The sequence below is a fragment of the Aestuariirhabdus haliotis genome (genome assembly GCF_023509475.1).
Lineage (GTDB): Bacteria > Pseudomonadota > Gammaproteobacteria > Pseudomonadales > Aestuariirhabdaceae > Aestuariirhabdus > Aestuariirhabdus haliotis.
The window spans coordinates 32,093-48,036 of record NZ_JAKSDZ010000016.1; the positions used below are offsets into that span (position 1 = coordinate 32,093).

General features: G+C 55.9%; 15 protein-coding genes. 8 read left to right on the forward strand and 7 right to left on the reverse strand.

All coding sequences use genetic code 11. From position 1 onward, the window contains the following. Positions 1 to 48 precede the first annotated feature (48 nt). From MIB40_RS10960 to MIB40_RS10985, 6 genes are all read right to left on the reverse strand, one after another. On the reverse strand, positions 49 to 1,260 hold the full coding sequence (locus MIB40_RS10960; protein WP_249693985.1) for a heme biosynthesis HemY N-terminal domain-containing protein: 1,212 nt from the start codon (positions 1,258 to 1,260) through the stop codon (positions 49 to 51). Next, positions 1,257 to 2,768 carry a uroporphyrinogen-III C-methyltransferase gene (locus tag MIB40_RS10965; RefSeq protein WP_249693987.1) on the reverse strand — a complete coding sequence of 504 codons (1,512 nt, stop codon included), beginning with the start codon at positions 2,766 to 2,768 and terminating at the stop codon, positions 1,257 to 1,259. Before MIB40_RS10965 ends, MIB40_RS10960 begins: the two co-directional genes overlap by 4 nt. Before the next feature lie 8 nt (positions 2,769 to 2,776). Next, positions 2,777 to 3,571 carry a uroporphyrinogen-III synthase gene (locus tag MIB40_RS10970; protein ID WP_249693989.1) on the reverse strand — a complete coding sequence of 265 codons (795 nt, stop codon included), beginning with the start codon at positions 3,569 to 3,571 and terminating at the stop codon, positions 2,777 to 2,779. Then, complete coding sequence (hemC, locus tag MIB40_RS10975; protein ID WP_406566462.1) at positions 3,549 to 4,472, reverse strand: hydroxymethylbilane synthase; 924 nt, start codon at positions 4,470 to 4,472, stop codon at positions 3,549 to 3,551. Before hemC ends, MIB40_RS10970 begins: the two co-directional genes overlap by 23 nt. A gap of 156 nt (positions 4,473 to 4,628) precedes the next feature. Then, on the reverse strand, positions 4,629 to 5,366 hold the full coding sequence (locus tag MIB40_RS10980; protein WP_249693991.1) for a LytR/AlgR family response regulator transcription factor: 738 nt from the start codon (positions 5,364 to 5,366) through the stop codon (positions 4,629 to 4,631). After that, on the reverse strand, positions 5,363 to 6,439 hold the full coding sequence (locus tag MIB40_RS10985; protein WP_249693993.1) for a sensor histidine kinase: 1,077 nt from the start codon (positions 6,437 to 6,439) through the stop codon (positions 5,363 to 5,365). The genes MIB40_RS10980 and MIB40_RS10985 overlap by 4 nt, the downstream gene beginning before the upstream one ends. A gap of 139 nt (positions 6,440 to 6,578) precedes the next feature. Between MIB40_RS10985 and argH the strand changes: the two genes are divergently transcribed. Continuing rightward, positions 6,579 to 7,985 (forward strand): argininosuccinate lyase, encoded by a 1,407-nt coding sequence (argH, locus tag MIB40_RS10990; RefSeq protein ID WP_249693995.1) that lies wholly within the window; start codon positions 6,579 to 6,581, stop codon positions 7,983 to 7,985. A gap of 65 nt (positions 7,986 to 8,050) precedes the next feature. Next, entirely contained in the window at positions 8,051 to 10,897 is a 2,847-nt protein-coding gene (locus tag MIB40_RS10995) for a class I adenylate cyclase (protein ID WP_249693999.1), read from the forward strand. 28 nt (positions 10,898 to 10,925) lie between these two features. Here the strand turns inward: MIB40_RS10995 and cyaY are convergent, their stop codons facing one another. Then, complete coding sequence (cyaY, locus tag MIB40_RS11000; protein ID WP_249694000.1) at positions 10,926 to 11,249, reverse strand: iron donor protein CyaY; 324 nt, start codon at positions 11,247 to 11,249, stop codon at positions 10,926 to 10,928. 121 nt (positions 11,250 to 11,370) lie between these two features. Between cyaY and lptM the strand changes: the two genes are divergently transcribed. Genes lptM through MIB40_RS11030 form a run of 6 tightly spaced genes read left to right on the forward strand, consistent with a single transcriptional unit; the run spans position 11,371 to position 15,937 of the window. Next, the gene (gene lptM, locus MIB40_RS11005; RefSeq protein ID WP_454892282.1) at positions 11,371 to 11,508 is read left to right on the forward strand and encodes an LPS translocon maturation chaperone LptM; all 138 of its coding nucleotides are present in this window, start codon (positions 11,371 to 11,373) and stop codon (positions 11,506 to 11,508) included. Between the two features lie 20 nt (positions 11,509 to 11,528). Beyond that, a complete protein-coding gene (gene lysA, locus MIB40_RS11010; RefSeq protein WP_249694002.1) occupies positions 11,529 to 12,779 on the forward strand; it encodes a diaminopimelate decarboxylase in 1,251 nt (416 codons plus the stop codon). 5 nt (positions 12,780 to 12,784) lie between these two features. Then, positions 12,785 to 13,618: a diaminopimelate epimerase gene (dapF, locus tag MIB40_RS11015; RefSeq protein ID WP_249694004.1), complete on the forward strand. Its 834-nt coding sequence runs from the start codon at positions 12,785 to 12,787 to the stop codon at positions 13,616 to 13,618. After that, positions 13,615 to 14,310 (forward strand): DUF484 family protein, encoded by a 696-nt coding sequence (locus MIB40_RS11020; protein ID WP_249694005.1) that lies wholly within the window; start codon positions 13,615 to 13,617, stop codon positions 14,308 to 14,310. Before dapF ends, MIB40_RS11020 begins: the two co-directional genes overlap by 4 nt. Further along, entirely contained in the window at positions 14,307 to 15,212 is a 906-nt protein-coding gene (gene xerC, locus MIB40_RS11025; protein ID WP_249694007.1) for a tyrosine recombinase XerC, read from the forward strand. Before MIB40_RS11020 ends, xerC begins: the two co-directional genes overlap by 4 nt. After that, positions 15,212 to 15,937, forward strand: coding sequence for an HAD family hydrolase (locus MIB40_RS11030; RefSeq protein WP_249694009.1), 726 nt, complete (start codon positions 15,212 to 15,214; stop codon positions 15,935 to 15,937). Before xerC ends, MIB40_RS11030 begins: the two co-directional genes overlap by 1 nt. Positions 15,938 to 15,944 lie beyond the last annotated feature (7 nt).

The following is a 15,944-nucleotide window of genomic DNA, read 5'->3' on the forward strand; positions in this document are numbered from 1 at the left end:
TAATAACTTTCTAAAGAGCTATCAGCTTACTCACTTGGCCGTTGACCATTAACTGCGAGCCGTTGCCAGCTCCAGTCCTTCGCGGAAAAACCGGGTACTGGCCTCATGCTCCCCCAGCTGGGCCAACAATTGACCCAGTTCGTTACAAGCAACGCTAGTGCGCGAAATTTTCAGGCTTTGTTCAAAGTATTCGCGGGCCTTACCCCATAACTCGTTAGCCAGGCAGATACGCCCCAACGCAATCAGCAGCACCGGATTTTCCGGATATTCCCTCAGCAGGGCTTCGGCTTTGGTTAACTGTTTCGCCGGCTCTTCACAACGAACGCGACCATAGAGTTCCATCAATGGATCGCTGTAATGCTGGCGCAACGCTTTCGACAAGAGCTGCTCGGCCCGCTCCCAGGCACCCATGCGAATCAGGCACCTGGCGCAATAGGCCACCAGCACCTCGTCCTTTTTCTGCTTACGGTTAAGGTTGTCCCACAACTGATCAACGTAGCGAAAGCGGTTTTCGACCTCGCTGGGGCGCAGGCCCCGTTCGCACGCCTGCTGGAACAGCTGCTCGTACGCTTCACTTTGTAGTTTGCGTATCTCTTCCTGGGGGAACACCTTATAGCGCTCTAACGTCGGCAACAGTCGTTGCACATTTTCCCAATCACGCAACCGATAGTAGGTGCGCATCAGAAGTTTAAGCATATAAGGGTGTGTTGGCACTTTACGGCGTAGCTCTTTCAGCACCGCCAGGGCCTGCTCTAATTGGCCACTGGACAGGTGAAGTTGAGCCTGGGTAATGCCGACCGCGATCGCCGCTCCGGGAATATCGGCATCGGCACTGCGCAGGTATTCGCCGGTAAGTTGTTCGTCGCCCATCAGGTGCGCCGCACGCGCCGCCGCCAGGTAGTTCACCAACGGCGACTCCCCTTCTGCAGCCGCTCGACCCAACTGCCGATGGGCCAACTTCCAGTTACCCTTCATCAGATTCAGCAAGCCGCGGGAAGCGTTGACTCGAGCTCGTTTAAGGCGACTACTCGCAGTGACCGGAACAACCAGATTCAGCGAAGCCAGCAATAGCCAAATCAGCGCCCTGAGCGCCCAGAGTGCCGCATAGATCACAATCAATAAAAGCAATCCCATCCACAGTGTGGTCTCAAAGGTGGTATCACCGTAGGAGATCAGGATATATCCGTTATCCAACACCATCCCATTGGCCACCACCGCCATAACCAGCAGCGCCAGCAACAGCATTAGAAACCATTTCATTGGCCAGCCTCCTCGCGGCGGTGAAGCTGCTCGTTGAAGGCCTGAATCGCCTTGAGGGATCCGCTGATATCGGGCAGTTCCGGGTTCAACTGCAGCGATTGTAGCTGCTCCAGTTGCTGCACCATCGATAAGGAGGCTTGGTTATTATAGGAAAAGTATTGTTGCAACCAGTCCAGACTACTGCTCAAACTGGCATCATAGACCCGCTGCTGCCCCTTCAACAAAGCCAGCTGGGCCTGCTCCATCATCAATCGCAAGTTTTGCCGTAAATACACTTCTTCATTCGGCGTCAGCAGCTCTTGCAAGGGTTCACTGCGCTGAGTGTTCAGTCGGAAATACTGTTTGAATCGGCTAAAGCTCTGCTGCATGCGCGAACCCAGACGCTGCCAAAGCGGCGCCTCTTCGGTCGTTGTTTGCTGCGCCGCGTCTTCCGTTTCTTGTGGCGCCATCTCATAGCCCCCCACCGGCAACAAAGGCAGTCTCATGGCTTCGTCAGCCAGGGCAGCCAATTGCAGGTAGACCCCTTCCTGGTCAAGCTTGGGCACCGCGCGAACGGCAACCAGGTCCGCCGCCAAGGCTTCTCGCACGGGGAACAGGGACACATTATCGAGGTTTCTGACGATCAAGTCCGCACTGGCCAGCAAAGCCTCAACACCACCCACATCCCCTTCCGTGAGCAGTCGTTGATTGGCCAGACGCAGCAGGTATTCAACCTCTGCCAGCTGCCAGTCATCCCGACTGGTACGTTGCAACTCTTGTAACTGGCGCTGCAAACGCTCGCTGTTTTGTGTCAGCGTCTGGTCAGTGGCAGCCAGCTGATCTTGCAGTTGTTGCTGAGCATCGGGTAACGAGGCCAGCCCCTCAAATTTTTGTTCCAGCTCCTGGCTCAGCTCGGAATGACGACTATCGACTCGTGTTGCCAGGTCTTTCAGTTCTGTTTCCAGCTGTTGCTCCGTTTCCGGATAAGCACGGTGTTGCAAATAGTACTGAATATCACGATCCATATAGACCAGGGCCAGCACCCCGAGACAGGCAACCAGAGCCAGTAAGAGCGCAATCAGAGCCAACCAGGAGCGACCGCCTGTAGCTATCGAAGGGTTAGCTGTAGATGCGGTCGCCGAGGCAGCCCGGGCAACACTGGCTTCGCTTTGTTTGAGGTGGGGCGAGGGGCGAGTGGCGGCCGCAGCCGCAGCGGCCTGAATCTGCTCATCACTGACGCGCGAAATCGCTTCCACAGCATCCTCTTGCGAGGCAGGTTCATCCGAACTGTTGTCGGGCTCCCCGTTGCCAGCTACTGAACTGCCTGATTGAGGCTCGGCAGGAGATTCTCTAGATTCATTGCCTGCATCCGGCGCACCCGAATCTTCGGCCCGAGGCTCTGCTGTCTCAGGTTGTTGATTAGCGTCCGATACGGCCGCTGATTCATCGACGGTTTGATCGGTGGATAGCGCGGTGCTTTCCTGCTCCGTTGCCTGCTTGCTACCCTCTTTTCCACGCTTCTTGCTCATAGCATCCTCTATTCGCTGTGGTTAGCCCCCAACCGGGGGACCAGACGCTGTAATGTTTCCATTATGGCTGAATCTGCGGCCCCGTCACTTATCCAAACGGAGGCATAGCCCGCATTCACCATCAATTGGGCAACCCGATGGCTGGGCACAAGCAAATGCAAGTGGGCCCGTTGACCATCATCAAGCAACTCGGTTAATCGCTCGGCAATGCCGCCACTGGTGGCCACCGCCAGGTTGGTATGGTGTCGGGTCAGGTGCTCACCAAACACCGAGGGCTGGTAGGGTACCGGATGTCGTTCGTACACTGCCAGCTCGACGACCTCGGCACCTCGCCGGGTTAATTCCGCCGACAGATGCTCACGGCCTCCGTAGCCCTTGATCAACAGAATACGTTGCTCATTGATCTGGTCAAAATCAGCCAGCTCCAGCAAGGCTTCGCTGTCGGTCCCCGTTCGAGAGAAAGCTGCCTCGATGCCTAAACGCTCCAGCTCCGCTGCGGTGCTCTGGCCGATGGCAAACCAGCTTAACCCCAACGGCATCTGGGGCCAGTATCGATCGATCAGGTCACCACCAAAACGCGCCGCCGAGCGACTGATAAAGAGCACCTTGTCAAACCGATCAAGGTCCAGAACCTGCGCCTTGGTACTTTCACTCAGGGCCAGCGCGCGGGGCTCAATCAGGGGCAAGACCAAAGCTGAGGCTCCGGCCTCACGCAGCACTCCGGCAAGCCTTTCGGCCTGCTCGGCGGGGCGGGTTACCAATACCCGCAGCGCTGATAAATCAGTCGTGGTAGAGCTCGGCAAGAATCTCTCCCGCACCCTGACGCAACAAATCTTCTGCGACCTCCACACCGAGTCGTTCACAATCAGCCACGGGAGCTCGACGCTCGCTCGTTAGCACTTTCGAGGCATCGGGCTGAGCAACCAGGCCACGCAGATAAATTTCATCGCCCTGCTGCAGGGCAAAACTGGCAATCGGTACCTGACAGCCACCCTGCAGATGACGATTCATGGCTCGTTCGGCCAGCACGCAATTCGCCGTCACCTCGTGATGCAGCGGGGCAATCAATTCACGAGTCGCCTTGTCATCCAGTCGACACTCGATACCTACCGCACCCTGGCCACCGGCCGGAAGGCTGTGCTCGATATCAATATAATCGGTGATTCGGTTTTCAAACTCGAGCCGGATGAGACCGGCAGCGGCGAGGATAATCGCGTCATACTGACCTTCGTCGAGTTTGGCCAAACGGGTATTAACGTTGCCACGCAAAAAGTTGATGGTCAGATCGGGGCGCAGCCGAAGCAATTGGCACTGTCGACGCAGGCTGGAGGTTCCGACGATAGCCCCCTTGGGAAGCGATGCAAGGGAATCATAGGTGTTGGAAACAAAGGCATCACGAGGATCTTCACGCTCGCAGATCACAGCCAGTCCCAAGCCCTCGGGAAACTCCATCGGGACATCTTTCATGGAGTGCACGGCGATATCCGCCCGCCCTTCGAGCATGGCCGTCTCCAGCTCCTTGACGAACAGACCCTTGCCACCGATTTTCGCCAGGGGCGCGTCAAGGATTCGATCACCTCGACTGGTCATGGCCACCAGCTCAACCTCAAGGCCTGGATGGGCTTGCATAAGCCGGCTTTTAACATGTTCGGCCTGCCATAAAGCCAGAGCACTCTTACGGGTCGCAATACGAATTTTCTGCACGTTTGATTCCAACAGTTAAACACCAATAAACAAGCGCCCTATGATACGGCAGGGCCCGGGTTTACGCACCCTCGTACGGCGGCCAAATAACCGAACTCTTGATCCAGGTTCGGTTCAACAACAAGAACCTTTCATTGCCATGCACGCCGGACGGGGTTAAAGCTTCTGCATCAGCCGGCGAGTGGCGGCAACGTGGCGACGACTCACTTGCAAGGGTTCGTCCTGACCCGACAAAAACAGTTGGTAGTGCCCTTCCCCGGTACGTTCGAGCCGGTCGATCGCGGCACAGGCAACCAGCGCATTGCGATGAATACGAGCGAAACGCTCACCAAATTCGGCTTCCAACTCTTTCAGGGTATCGTCGATCAACACCTCGCCACCAGTATGACGAACCGTGACGTATTTATTATCCGCAACAAAGCAAATGACATCGGCCAGGGGAATCAGCTCAATCCCTTTATGGGTTCGAGCACTGATATGACAGCGCTGACCACTATCGTCCTGTTGCCGGGACAAGGCCGCTAACTGAATACGGTTGGCGACGCTGGCACTCTCCAGGGCTTTCAATAGCGCTTCCTGGCGAACGGGTTTCAGCAGGTAACCCACGGCCTGAACCTCGAAAGCCTCGATCGCGTATTCACCGTAAGCGGTACAAAAAATCACCGCCGGAGGGGTGCGCAAGGCGCAGAGATGGCGGGCCACTTCCATGCCATCCATACCCGGCATACGAATGTCCATTAACACCACATCGGGATTAAAGCGTTGCACCAGGGCAATCGCCTCTTGCCCATTGCAGGCTTCTTCATCGAGCACCTCATAGCCATCACAGTCATCGACCATTCTGCGCAAACGGTCTCGGGCCAGGGGCTCATCATCGACTAGCAATACTTTCACGTCGCTTCCTTTTTTATGGGCGAACAGGGATAACTCAGCACCACCATATAGAGCTGATGCTCCTTAACTCGAATCATCTTGGCCGAACTACCATAAAGTGCCTGCAGACGATCTTCGGTATTCGCCAGCGCAATACGGTTGCCCCCCGATGCACCACCGCCTCCTGCGGGCATCGGATTACTGACTCTCAAGCTTAACAAACCTCCCCTATACTCACCGCTCACGGTAACCGTCCCCCCCTGAGTTAATGGTTGAATCCCATGGTGAATCGCGTTTTCCAATAACGGCTGCAAGGTTAGCAAGGGAATCGGAAGGTCACCGGGGACTCCATCCATGTGCCAATCGACCTGCAAGCGTTTACCCAGGCGTAATTTTTCGATGCGCAGATATTGACGGCACAGATCCAGTTCGCGACGGATCGTCACTTCGCTGTTTCCCTGCTGCAGACTCGCACGAAACAGTTCCGACAGATCCACCACGGCCTGCTCGGCCTTATCGGGATCAACGGCGATCAAGCTGGCTATGCTGTTCATACTGTTAAACAGAAAATGTGGGCGAATACGGGACTGCAACGACTGTAACCGTGCACGCAGTTCGGCCTTTTGTTGACGATGCAATTCATGTTGCACGTACAGGTATCGCAACACCATGCCGGTGATAATAATGCCGATCACCAGATTACGTATCAACGGCCAGAGCTCCAGGTTAAACCAGAAGGCATTCCAGGGCAGCGGTAGCACCATCCATCGTGAGACAAGGGAAAAGCTGAGTGTTACTCCACTCACCAGCAACAGGCAGACAAACACCACCTGGGGCAGCGGCCTGCGACTTAACCAGTTACGCAATAGACAGAGCAAAGCCGTACTGCTGAGCATAATCCACTGCACAAACAGGGATGAGATGGCCAGATAATCCCAATCGAGACCTCGCGGGCCAGAGTCCGCCAATACCTCCACCAGCACCAGCAGTTCGGTGATCAGGATCAAGGCCAGCACGGCTCGGGTGCGACACAGATCTGGCAGAAAAAAATCTTGTTCGGCCGCATCGCGACCCGTAACGGGTTCCCTATTCATAATCCGAGGGTACAGCGAGCTGCAAGCAATGCAAAGCATCCTCCCCCGCAAGCCACCAACGACCTCGCAAAACTGTTACAATTGTCCGAATTTTTCAGCGAAAGGGCTCCCCTAAAGCCCTCGATATCAAGGAAGCCACATGAGCAGCGACGAGCAAAAAACCAACCAACAATGGGGGGGACGTTTTAACGAACCCACCGATGCCTTTGTAGCCCGATTCACCGCCTCGATCGATTTCGACAAACGCCTGTATGCACAGGACATCCGTGGCTCCCAGGCTCATGCACGCATGCTCAACAAGGTTGGCGTACTGTCGCAAGAAGAGTTAACCGCTATTCTGGAGGGGCTGGACCAGATTCGCGATGAGATCGAGCGCGGCGAAATCGAATGGTCGGTCGAGCTCGAAGATATCCATATGAACATTGAGGCTCGCCTCACCGATCGTATCGGCATCACCGGCAAAAAGTTGCACACCGGCCGCTCCCGTAACGATCAGGTCGCTACCGACATTCGCCTTTATCTTCGCGATGAGATCGATTTTATTCTGTCCGAAGTGACTCGCTTGCAGCAGGGTCTGCTCGATGTCGCCGAACGCGAAGCCGATACCATCATGCCCGGCTTCACCCACCTGCAAACCGCGCAGCCGGTCACCTTTGGCCACCACCTGATGGCCTGGTTCGAAATGCTGCAGCGCGACTTCAGCCGCCTCAGCGACTGCCGAAAACGACTCAATCAATCGCCTCTGGGCGCCGCTGCACTGGCCGGCACCACCTATCCGATCGACCGTAGTTACAGCGCGCAGCTGATGGATTTTGACGGTCCGACCGCCAATTCGCTCGACTCGGTCAGCGACCGGGATTTCGCCATCGAATTCTGCGCCGCCGCCAGTCTGGTGATGACGCATCTGTCCCGCATGTCCGAGGAGCTGGTGCTGTGGACATCGGCCCAGTTCGACTTTATTAACCTGCCCGACCGCTTCTGCACCGGATCGAGCATCATGCCGCAGAAGAAAAACCCGGATGTGCCCGAGCTGGTTCGCGGCAAGAGCGGCCGGGTCAATGGCCACCTGATCTCCCTGTTAACGCTGATGAAATCCCAGCCTCTGGCCTACAACAAGGACAACCAGGAAGATAAGGAACCCCTGTTTGATACCGTCGATACCTTGAAAGGCAGCCTGCGCGCTTACGCCGATATGATACCGGCCATCACCTCCAAGGCCGACAACATGCGCGAAGCCGCTCGTCGCGGTTTTTCCACCGCCACCGATCTGGCGGATTACCTGGTACGTAAAGGCATGCCTTTCCGCGATGCCCACGAAGTGGTGGGTAAGGCGGTCGCGTTCGGCATCGATCAAAATCTCGACCTGTCCGATATGAGTCTGGATCAACTGCAGCAGTTTTCTGCCACTATCGCCAACGATGTTTTTGACGTACTAACCCTGGAAGGTTCCGTTAACGCACGCAACCATATCGGCGGAACCGCTCCAGACCAGGTGCGCAGTGCCGTTACAACAGCCCGCAGCCACCTGTCCCAACGCAGCGAGTAAACGGTGCGCTGCCGACGGCATAGCATGTTCGGCAGCGCCCGTCCGGCTCAGCCTATACTGTAGCCATGAGCCAAACCAAGTCGTTGATCGATAGTCTGGAAGGCGGTGTTGACCGCAAAACGCTCAAGCGTATCCAGCAGCGCTTTATGGAGATTAACCAGGGGCGTTTGCTGCGTGCGCGGGATGGGCTCTCTCAACGCCAGCAGCTTTTCCTTGACCTGCTGCCTTTGTTGTTCATGGAAAACCACCCTTTATTGCCGGGTTTCGTCACCTATAAAACCCCGGCCGGGATATCCCGCTACGAACCCGACAAGCGGGTCCTGAGAGAAGCCAATCGACTCAGTCGCAGCTTTCGTTACAGCCGAAAACCCCACCGCCAGCGCAGCATCTACAGCCTGTTCCTGATGGGCAGCTGCGGCAGCCTTGCCCATAGTAATCGCAGCGATCTGGATGTCTGGGTATGCCATGCACCGGATTTGAAAACGGCGCAACAGGATGAGCTGCAACGCAAATGCACACTGATCGAGCTCTGGGCGGTTAGCTTCAACCTGGAAGTTCACTTCTTCCTGATGGACGATGAGAAATTCCGCCACCGGCAACATCACAAAGAACTGTCCGGGGAAGACTGTGGCAGCGCCCAACACAGCCTGCTGCTGGATGAATTCTATCGCACCGCCCTGCTATTGGCGGGTCGCTATCCCATCTGGTGGTTGATCCCCCCCGACGACGAACACCGCTATCAACATCACACCCAACGTTTGCGAGAACAGCGCTACATCCAACCCGATGAAACCGTCGATTTCGGCGGCATTACCGAGATTCCTCCCGGAGAATTTGTCGGTGCTGGCATGTGGCAGATGTTCAAGGGACTGGCGTCCCCCTATAAATCTGTGCTCAAGCTGATGCTGACCGAACTCTATGCCAGCCGCACTGATGAACTGATCAGCATAACGTTCAAGCGACGTATTTACGCCGGCGAAACCTCTCTGGATGCCCTTGATCCCTATATTTTGCTGTACCAGAAACTTGAGCGTTACTTGCTCGGAACCGAGCACCTTGACCGTCTGGAGCTGGTACGAAAAGCGCTCTATTTCAAGGTTGGCAAGCGCCTGAGCCAGACCCCGAGACGCAGCCGATCCTGGCAACGGAACGTGCTCGAACAGCTGATTCAGACCTGGCAATGGCAGCCACAACAGCTACGTGACCTGGACCAGCACAATCAATGGAAAGTCGATCGGGTGCTCCAGGAACGGGCCGCACTCGTGTCGCAACTGATGCACAGCTACCGCTTTCTGAACCAATATGGACATAACCACCAAGAGGGGCTGATCTCTCAACGGGACATGCAGTTACTCGGTCGGCGCCTGTACGCTGCCTTTGAGCGGCGAGCCAATAAACTCCCGGTGATAAACCCGGGTATCTCCGAGGACATGAGTGAGTCTAATCTGTCGATTGTCTGTCACGGCCAGAAACCCGCCGAGTGGCGTTTATATCGAGGCGCTCTCAAGCACCAGGATCTGGATCGCCAACCCATTCTCAAACGCACCCACTCTATCGTTCAGCTGTTGGCTTGGTGCCATCTGAATCGCATTCTCGACAGCAGCAGCTCCGTGTCGCTGTTTCCCGGCAACAGCGCCCTGACTGAATACGAGCTGCAACAGATTATCAACGCCCTGCGCCAAACCCTGCCCGTCGAGACGACTTCGATCGATGATGACACCTATCTGGAGCCCAGCCGGCCTTCTACAGTCCTGCTGGTGATCAACGCCGGTATCGATCCAATGAAAGCAAGCAGCGAACGTAACGTTCACCTGCTGAGCAACCGAACGGATTCGCTCGGTTTCAGCGCCATGCGCGCCAACCAGGTAATCACCATCGATCAGCTCTGTATCAACAGCTGGAACGAATGGAGCCTGTCACGCTTCGAGGGTCCGGACGCCCTTGTCCACTGTCTGCAGGAATACCTCAATCAGACCAATCCGCAATCACCGCCCGAACTCAACATTCGCTGTTACTGTCGTAATCGTGCGCAACCGATTCAGGATCGGGTCACTACACTGTTTGCCGATACCCAACGTCATCTGCTCTCACCCGACACACATTCCCGGGGCCGTTATCTGCTCCAGGTCGAGCATCAGTTTCATCTGTTTCAGATGCACCAGCAAGTCACCGTACGCAGCCTGGAAGACGAAGCAGCTCTGGTACTTTTGCTGGGACAACCCCAGACAGAATTTAGCCCGTTATTAGTCGATCGATATGCACTGCAAGACAGCCCCTTATCGCTGGTTTTACCGCGCAACGAAGCCGGCAAAATACAGCTGTTTTACCAGCAGCTCAGAGCTCAGGATCGAATTCGTTTTTACCTGCTCGATGAGCGCGGTTCATTGCTGTGCCAGACCTCAGTGCACGGCGATCTGCAACGAGTACTGGAACAGCTCTACCGTTTTTTACAGCGTTTGTTATTCCGTCTTAACGCGCATCTCGAGCAGCAAGCCAATGACCTGCCAACGATGAGTATCGAGCTCTACGAACTGGTGGCCAGTAGCGATTTTGGCCCGAAGCAGCTGCGAGCCGTGTCGCCTCCCCCTGCCAACCCTCACCCATACCTGGAAATACAGGTGATTATCGGACTGGATTCGGAAGGGGAAGAACAGGCCACCCTGTTTTGCGGTGAGCGTGAATTCAACCCGCTCGATTACGAAGGCAAGCAACTACAGGCTGCGGCGGACTTTATTCGTACACAGCATCGCGGTCGAGAGCTTTCCCGCTGCTATATCACCGACCTTGCTATGCCGCTGTCCTTGAACGGCGAGCGTCTGCAATCAATTCATTATTTGCAACGCAAACGGGACATAGAAACTCAGTTAAACGCCTATCTCCAGGCCGATGCCGACCGCTTGCCAGGGCAATGAAGGCGATTGCTGAAATACAACGGTTGAACTACAACTGCAGCTCGATGCTGTCGCCGGACTGTTCGCTCAGGCAACGATTGAGCATGGGCAGAAAAGCTTCCCCCGTGCGGGTACAGCGCCACTCATCGCCTTCATCCAGCTCGTAATGGAAACCACCACTGCGTGCGGCCATCCACAGCTGCCCCATCGACGGCTGTCGACTGAGAATCACCTGACTGCCATCTTCACAAGTCAGGGTAAGAATGCCAGCCGAGGTTTCATAATCGATTTCGACCTCGGCGTCCTCGATCGCATCTTCAATCGCCATCATCAACTCATCGAGACGTTCGTTTACCGCACTTTCACTGATCACCCTCGCTCTCTCCCATCCTGTTAGGCTCACATAAGCCGCGAGTGTAGCATGCCCGGGGGCAGCGTAGGCAAGGTAGCAGACAGCAGGTATACTGTGGCACCAAACCCTTTATTCACTGGCGATGAGAACCACAATGATACCCAAGCTTCTGCCCCTGCTTCTGGCTATTGGACTGCTGACCGGCTGCGGCCAGAAAGGCCCCCTGTACCTCCCCGAAGCAGATAACCAGTATCAATCCGTCTCTGTATCGAACCAGTAACCGACAGGCCTGACATCTGAATGGATCACTTTACCTATCAAGACGGCGAACTGTTTGCTGAACAGGTCTCCGCCAGCGATATCGCTGCGCAAGTTGGCACTCCTTGCTACGTTTACTCAAGAGCGACCCTGGAACGTCATTATAACGCTTACGATAAGGCACTGGGCTCACACCCTCACCTGATCTGCTACGCCGTCAAAGCCAATAGCAACCTGGCCGTACTTAATGTGCTTGCGCGCCTTGGCGCCGGCTTCGATATTGTCTCCATCGGTGAACTGGAGCGGGTATTGGCCGCCGGGGGCGAACCCTCACGCATTATTTTTTCCGGCGTCGGCAAGCAAGCCAGCGAGATGCAACGCGCCCTCGAAGTCGGAATTCACTGTTTCAACGTCGAATCGGAAGCCGAGCTGGAGCGCTTGCAGCAGGTAGCCAGCGAGATGGGCGTTAATGCGCGTATCTCATTGCGAGTGAACCCGGATGTCGACGCTCATACCCACCCCTACATCTCTACCGGCTTGAAAGAGAACAAGTTCGGCATTGATTTCAAAATTGCTCCCGAGGTCTATCGCCGGGCGGCGGCTATGCCTAACATTGAGATCACTGGTGTTGATTGCCATATTGGCTCCCAACTGACCGAGCTGGCTCCCTTTCTGGATGCCCTCGACCGCTTGCTCGCCCTGATTGATGAGCTTAAGCAGGATGGCATCGAAATCCAGCACCTCGATCTGGGTGGTGGACTCGGGGTCAGCTACCAGGGCGAACAACCGCCCCAACCCGCCGACTATGCCAGCGCCGTACTCGAAAGGCTGGGCCAACGCGAGCTGACCCTGGTACTGGAACCCGGACGCTCTATCGCGGCCAATGCCGGCATCATGCTAACCCGGGTGGAGTTCCTCAAGGTCAACAGCGGCAAGCACTTTGCCATTGTCGATGCGGCCATGAATGACCTGATTCGCCCGGCTCTGTATCGTGCCTGGCAAGAGATCATTGCAGTCAAGCCCCGAACGGAAGGGGAATCCCACTGCTATGACCTGGTCGGCCCGATCTGTGAAACCGGTGATTTTATTGGCAAAGAGCGAGATCTCGTGCTCGAAGCTGGAGACCTGCTCGCCGTGCGCAGTGCCGGGGCTTACGGTTTCACCATGAGTTCAAACTACAATAGCCGTAACCGCTCCGCCGAAGTGATGGTGGATGATGATCAGGTGCATCTGGTGCGCAAGCGTGAAACCTTTGCCCAGCAGATTGCCAACGAATCCCTGCTACCGGCCTGATTTTCATGCTGCTTCGATTTACTAAAATGCATGGCCTGGGCAACGACTTTGCGGTCATCGACCTCGTTACCCAGCATGCTCGTATTAACGCTGACCTGGTGCGCACACTGGCGCATCGCAATTTCGGCATTGGTTTCGACCAGATGCTGGTGGTTGAGCCGCCACGCAGCCCGGATATAGATTTTCGCTACCGCATATTCAATGCCGATGGCAGCGAAGTGGAACAATGCGGTAACGGTGCACGTTGCTTTGCCCGCTTCGTACGGGATAAGAAGCTAACCCACAAAAAACGGATTCGGGTCGAGACTTCCAGCGGAGTGATTGAGCTCAGCATTAATGGCAACAATGACGTCAGCGTTGATATGGGTATCCCCCAGCTCAGTCCGTCGCAAATTCCGTTCGACGCTCCTCCGGTGAAGGCCGACACCTACCCACTGGATGTCGACGGCCAAACCCTTGAAATCAATGCGATCTCCATGGGCAACCCTCATGCGGTACTTCTGGTTGATGATGTCGACTGTGCTCCGGTGGCAGAACTCGGCCCCAAAATTGAGCACCATCCCCGCTTCCCCCAGCGCTGTAACGTCGGGTTTCTGCAAATTGTCAGCCGTAACGAAGTGCGTCTGCGAGTGTTCGAGCGCGGCGTTGGCGAAACTCTGGCTTGCGGTACCGGTGCCTGTGCGGCACTGGTTGCCGGACGACTTCGCGGATTACTCGATCAGCGGGTGACAGCACACCTCCAAGGTGGCACCCTAAAGCTGGAATGGCAGGGGGATAACAGCCCCGTCATCATGACCGGACCCGCAACCCGGGTCTACGAAGGACAGATCAGGATATGAGTGAGTACGACAGCGACCCCACCCTTGAGATCAACGCCGAACAGGTTGGGGAGTATTTGCGTCAGCACCCCGATTTCTTCGAACACCGGGACGACCTGCTGTTAAAGATGGAAATCCCCCATCAGCGCGGCGAAGCGATCTCGTTGGTAGAACGCCAGGTGAATGTACTGCGTGAACGCAATCTGGAAATGCGTCACCGACTCAACCACCTGCTTGATGTCGCACGGGACAACGACCGACTGTTCGATAAAACCCGCCGCCTGGTACTGAATCTGCTGGAAGCTCGCAACCTCGATGACGTGGTGGGCGCCACCGAAGAAAGCCTGCGCAACGATTTCCAGGTGCCCTATTGCGAAATGCTGCTGTTCAGCGACCGCTCCCTGAACACCCATGGTCGAGTGTCTCCGGTTGCCGAGGCCAACCAACAACTGTCTGAACTGTTACGCAACAATCGAGCGGTTAGCGGCGTGCTTCGTGAGGGCGAATTAAAGTTTTTATTCCCCGGCCAGCACCAGCAAATTGCTTCAGCGGCCGTTTCCCCCTTACATTTTTCCGGACGCTCACTGGGCGTGCTGGCCATCGCCAGTGAAGATGAACAACAGTATCGCAGCAGCGTTGGCACCCTGTTCCTGAGTTACGTGGGAGACGTTATCAGCCGTGTGTTGCCTCATCATATAGACGCACAGGTATGAACCGGGAACTCGACCCCTGGATCGAGGATTTCCTGCATTACCTGAATGCTGAACGCCAACTGTCACCCCATACCCTGAGCAACTACCGGCGTGACCTGGGCAAGCTGGATCAATTTCGCGAGCAACAAAATCTCAATCGTTGGCAACAGATTGATAGTCACCACATACGCCTGTTTGTTGCCACTTGCCACCGCCAGGGGCTCGGAGGCAAAAGCCTGCAACGCACATTATCCGCGACGCGCAGCTTTTTCCGTTTCCTCAATCGCGAGCAACGCCTGAGTAACAATCCGGCAACGGGTGTACGCGCCCCGAAAAGCGAGCGACGCCTGCCCCATACCCTGGACGCTGATCAAATGGGGCAACTGCTGACCATCGACGACAATGATCCCCTGTCTATCCGCGACCAGTGCATCATGGAGCTCTTCTACTCCTCGGGTTTGCGACTGAGTGAACTGGTCGGACTCAACCTGGACAGCCTAGACCTGAAAGCCGCCCAGTTGATTGCCATCGGTAAAGGCAACAAGGCTCGGCAACTACCCATCGGCAGGCTCGCTCTGGAGGCCCTCAAACGCTGGCTGCAACTGCGCTCGCAATTGGCCAATGAGGATTGCCAGGCCCTGTTTGTGTCCAGTCGTGGCAGCCGTATCAGCCAGCGGCAGGTGCAAACCCGACTCAAGCAGTGGGGTGTTAAACAACAGCTTCCGGATAACCTGCATCCGCATAAACTGCGGCACTCTTTTGCCAGCCATTTATTGGAATCGAGCGGCGACTTGCGTGCCGTGCAGGAACTGCTGGGCCATAGCGACATATCCACCACCCAGATCTACACTCACCTTGATTTCCAGCACCTTGCCGAGACCTACGACAAGGCTCACCCGAGAGCACAACGGCGTAAGAAATAATGATTGATGCCATCAGCTTTGATCTCGACGACACCCTATGGGACAACAGACCGGTGATTCGTGCCGCCGAAGCCGCCCTGGCCGACTGGGTGCAACGGCGAGCGCCCGATCTGGTGCCTCATTACCAACTGGAAACCCTGCTGGAATTTCGCCGTGAGATCATTGAAGAGCAGCCCCGCCTGCGTCATCGTATCAGTGAATTACGCGAGCAGATCCTCTTTCGTGCTCTTCGATACAGCGGCTACTCAGAAGCTGAAGGGCGTCAGCTGGCTGCGGAAGGCTTTACCCTGTTCCTGGATGAACGTCATCGGGTTAGTCCTTTTCCGGAAACCGAGCCCTTGCTGGAGTTATTGGCCAGGGATTACCAGCTAATCGCGCTCACCAACGGCAACCTGGATATTGCTCGCCTGCCTCTGGGTCGTTTCTTTGATCACAGTGTGCGTGCAGAAGAGATTGGATTGGCCAAGCCCAACCCCGAATTCTATCGCACCGCGCTGGAGCGGATCGGCACGAACCCAGCGCGGACGCTTCATATCGGCGATGATCTGGAAAATGATGTCATCGGTGCCCGTAACGCCGGCTTGCACGCACTCTGGTTCAATCCAGGCAAGGCACCAAACCCTCCAGCGGATTTGCCCCTGGAACTGCAAGTAGAGACTTTACGGCAAATTCCCGACGCCATCGGGCAGTGGCGCCAGCGCATGCGGGACACTGTCAACAGGTAGTCAATCG

What these genes read in the sequence shown, in the direction of transcription:
- MIB40_RS10960 (WP_249693985.1), bottom strand. Translation starts at nt 1,260, where the DNA reads ATGAAATGGTTTCTAATGCTGTTGCTGGCGCTGCTGGTTATGGCGGTG.
- MIB40_RS10965 (WP_249693987.1), bottom strand. Translation starts at nt 2,768, where the DNA reads ATGAGCAAGAAGCGTGGAAAAGAGGGTAGCAAGCAGGCAACGGAGCAG.
- MIB40_RS10985 (WP_249693993.1), bottom strand. Translation starts at nt 6,439, where the DNA reads ATGAATAGGGAACCCGTTACGGGTCGCGATGCGGCCGAACAAGATTTT.
- argH (WP_249693995.1), top strand. Translation starts at nt 6,579, where the DNA reads ATGAGCAGCGACGAGCAAAAAACCAACCAACAATGGGGGGGACGTTTT.
- MIB40_RS10995 (WP_249693999.1), top strand. Translation starts at nt 8,051, where the DNA reads ATGAGCCAAACCAAGTCGTTGATCGATAGTCTGGAAGGCGGTGTTGAC.
- lptM (WP_454892282.1), top strand. Translation starts at nt 11,371, where the DNA reads ATGAGAACCACAATGATACCCAAGCTTCTGCCCCTGCTTCTGGCTATT.
- lysA (WP_249694002.1), top strand. Translation starts at nt 11,529, where the DNA reads ATGGATCACTTTACCTATCAAGACGGCGAACTGTTTGCTGAACAGGTC.
- dapF (WP_249694004.1), top strand. Translation starts at nt 12,785, where the DNA reads ATGCTGCTTCGATTTACTAAAATGCATGGCCTGGGCAACGACTTTGCG.
- MIB40_RS11020 (WP_249694005.1), top strand. Translation starts at nt 13,615, where the DNA reads ATGAGTGAGTACGACAGCGACCCCACCCTTGAGATCAACGCCGAACAG.
- xerC (WP_249694007.1), top strand. Translation starts at nt 14,307, where the DNA reads ATGAACCGGGAACTCGACCCCTGGATCGAGGATTTCCTGCATTACCTG.
- MIB40_RS11030 (WP_249694009.1), top strand. Translation starts at nt 15,212, where the DNA reads ATGATTGATGCCATCAGCTTTGATCTCGACGACACCCTATGGGACAAC.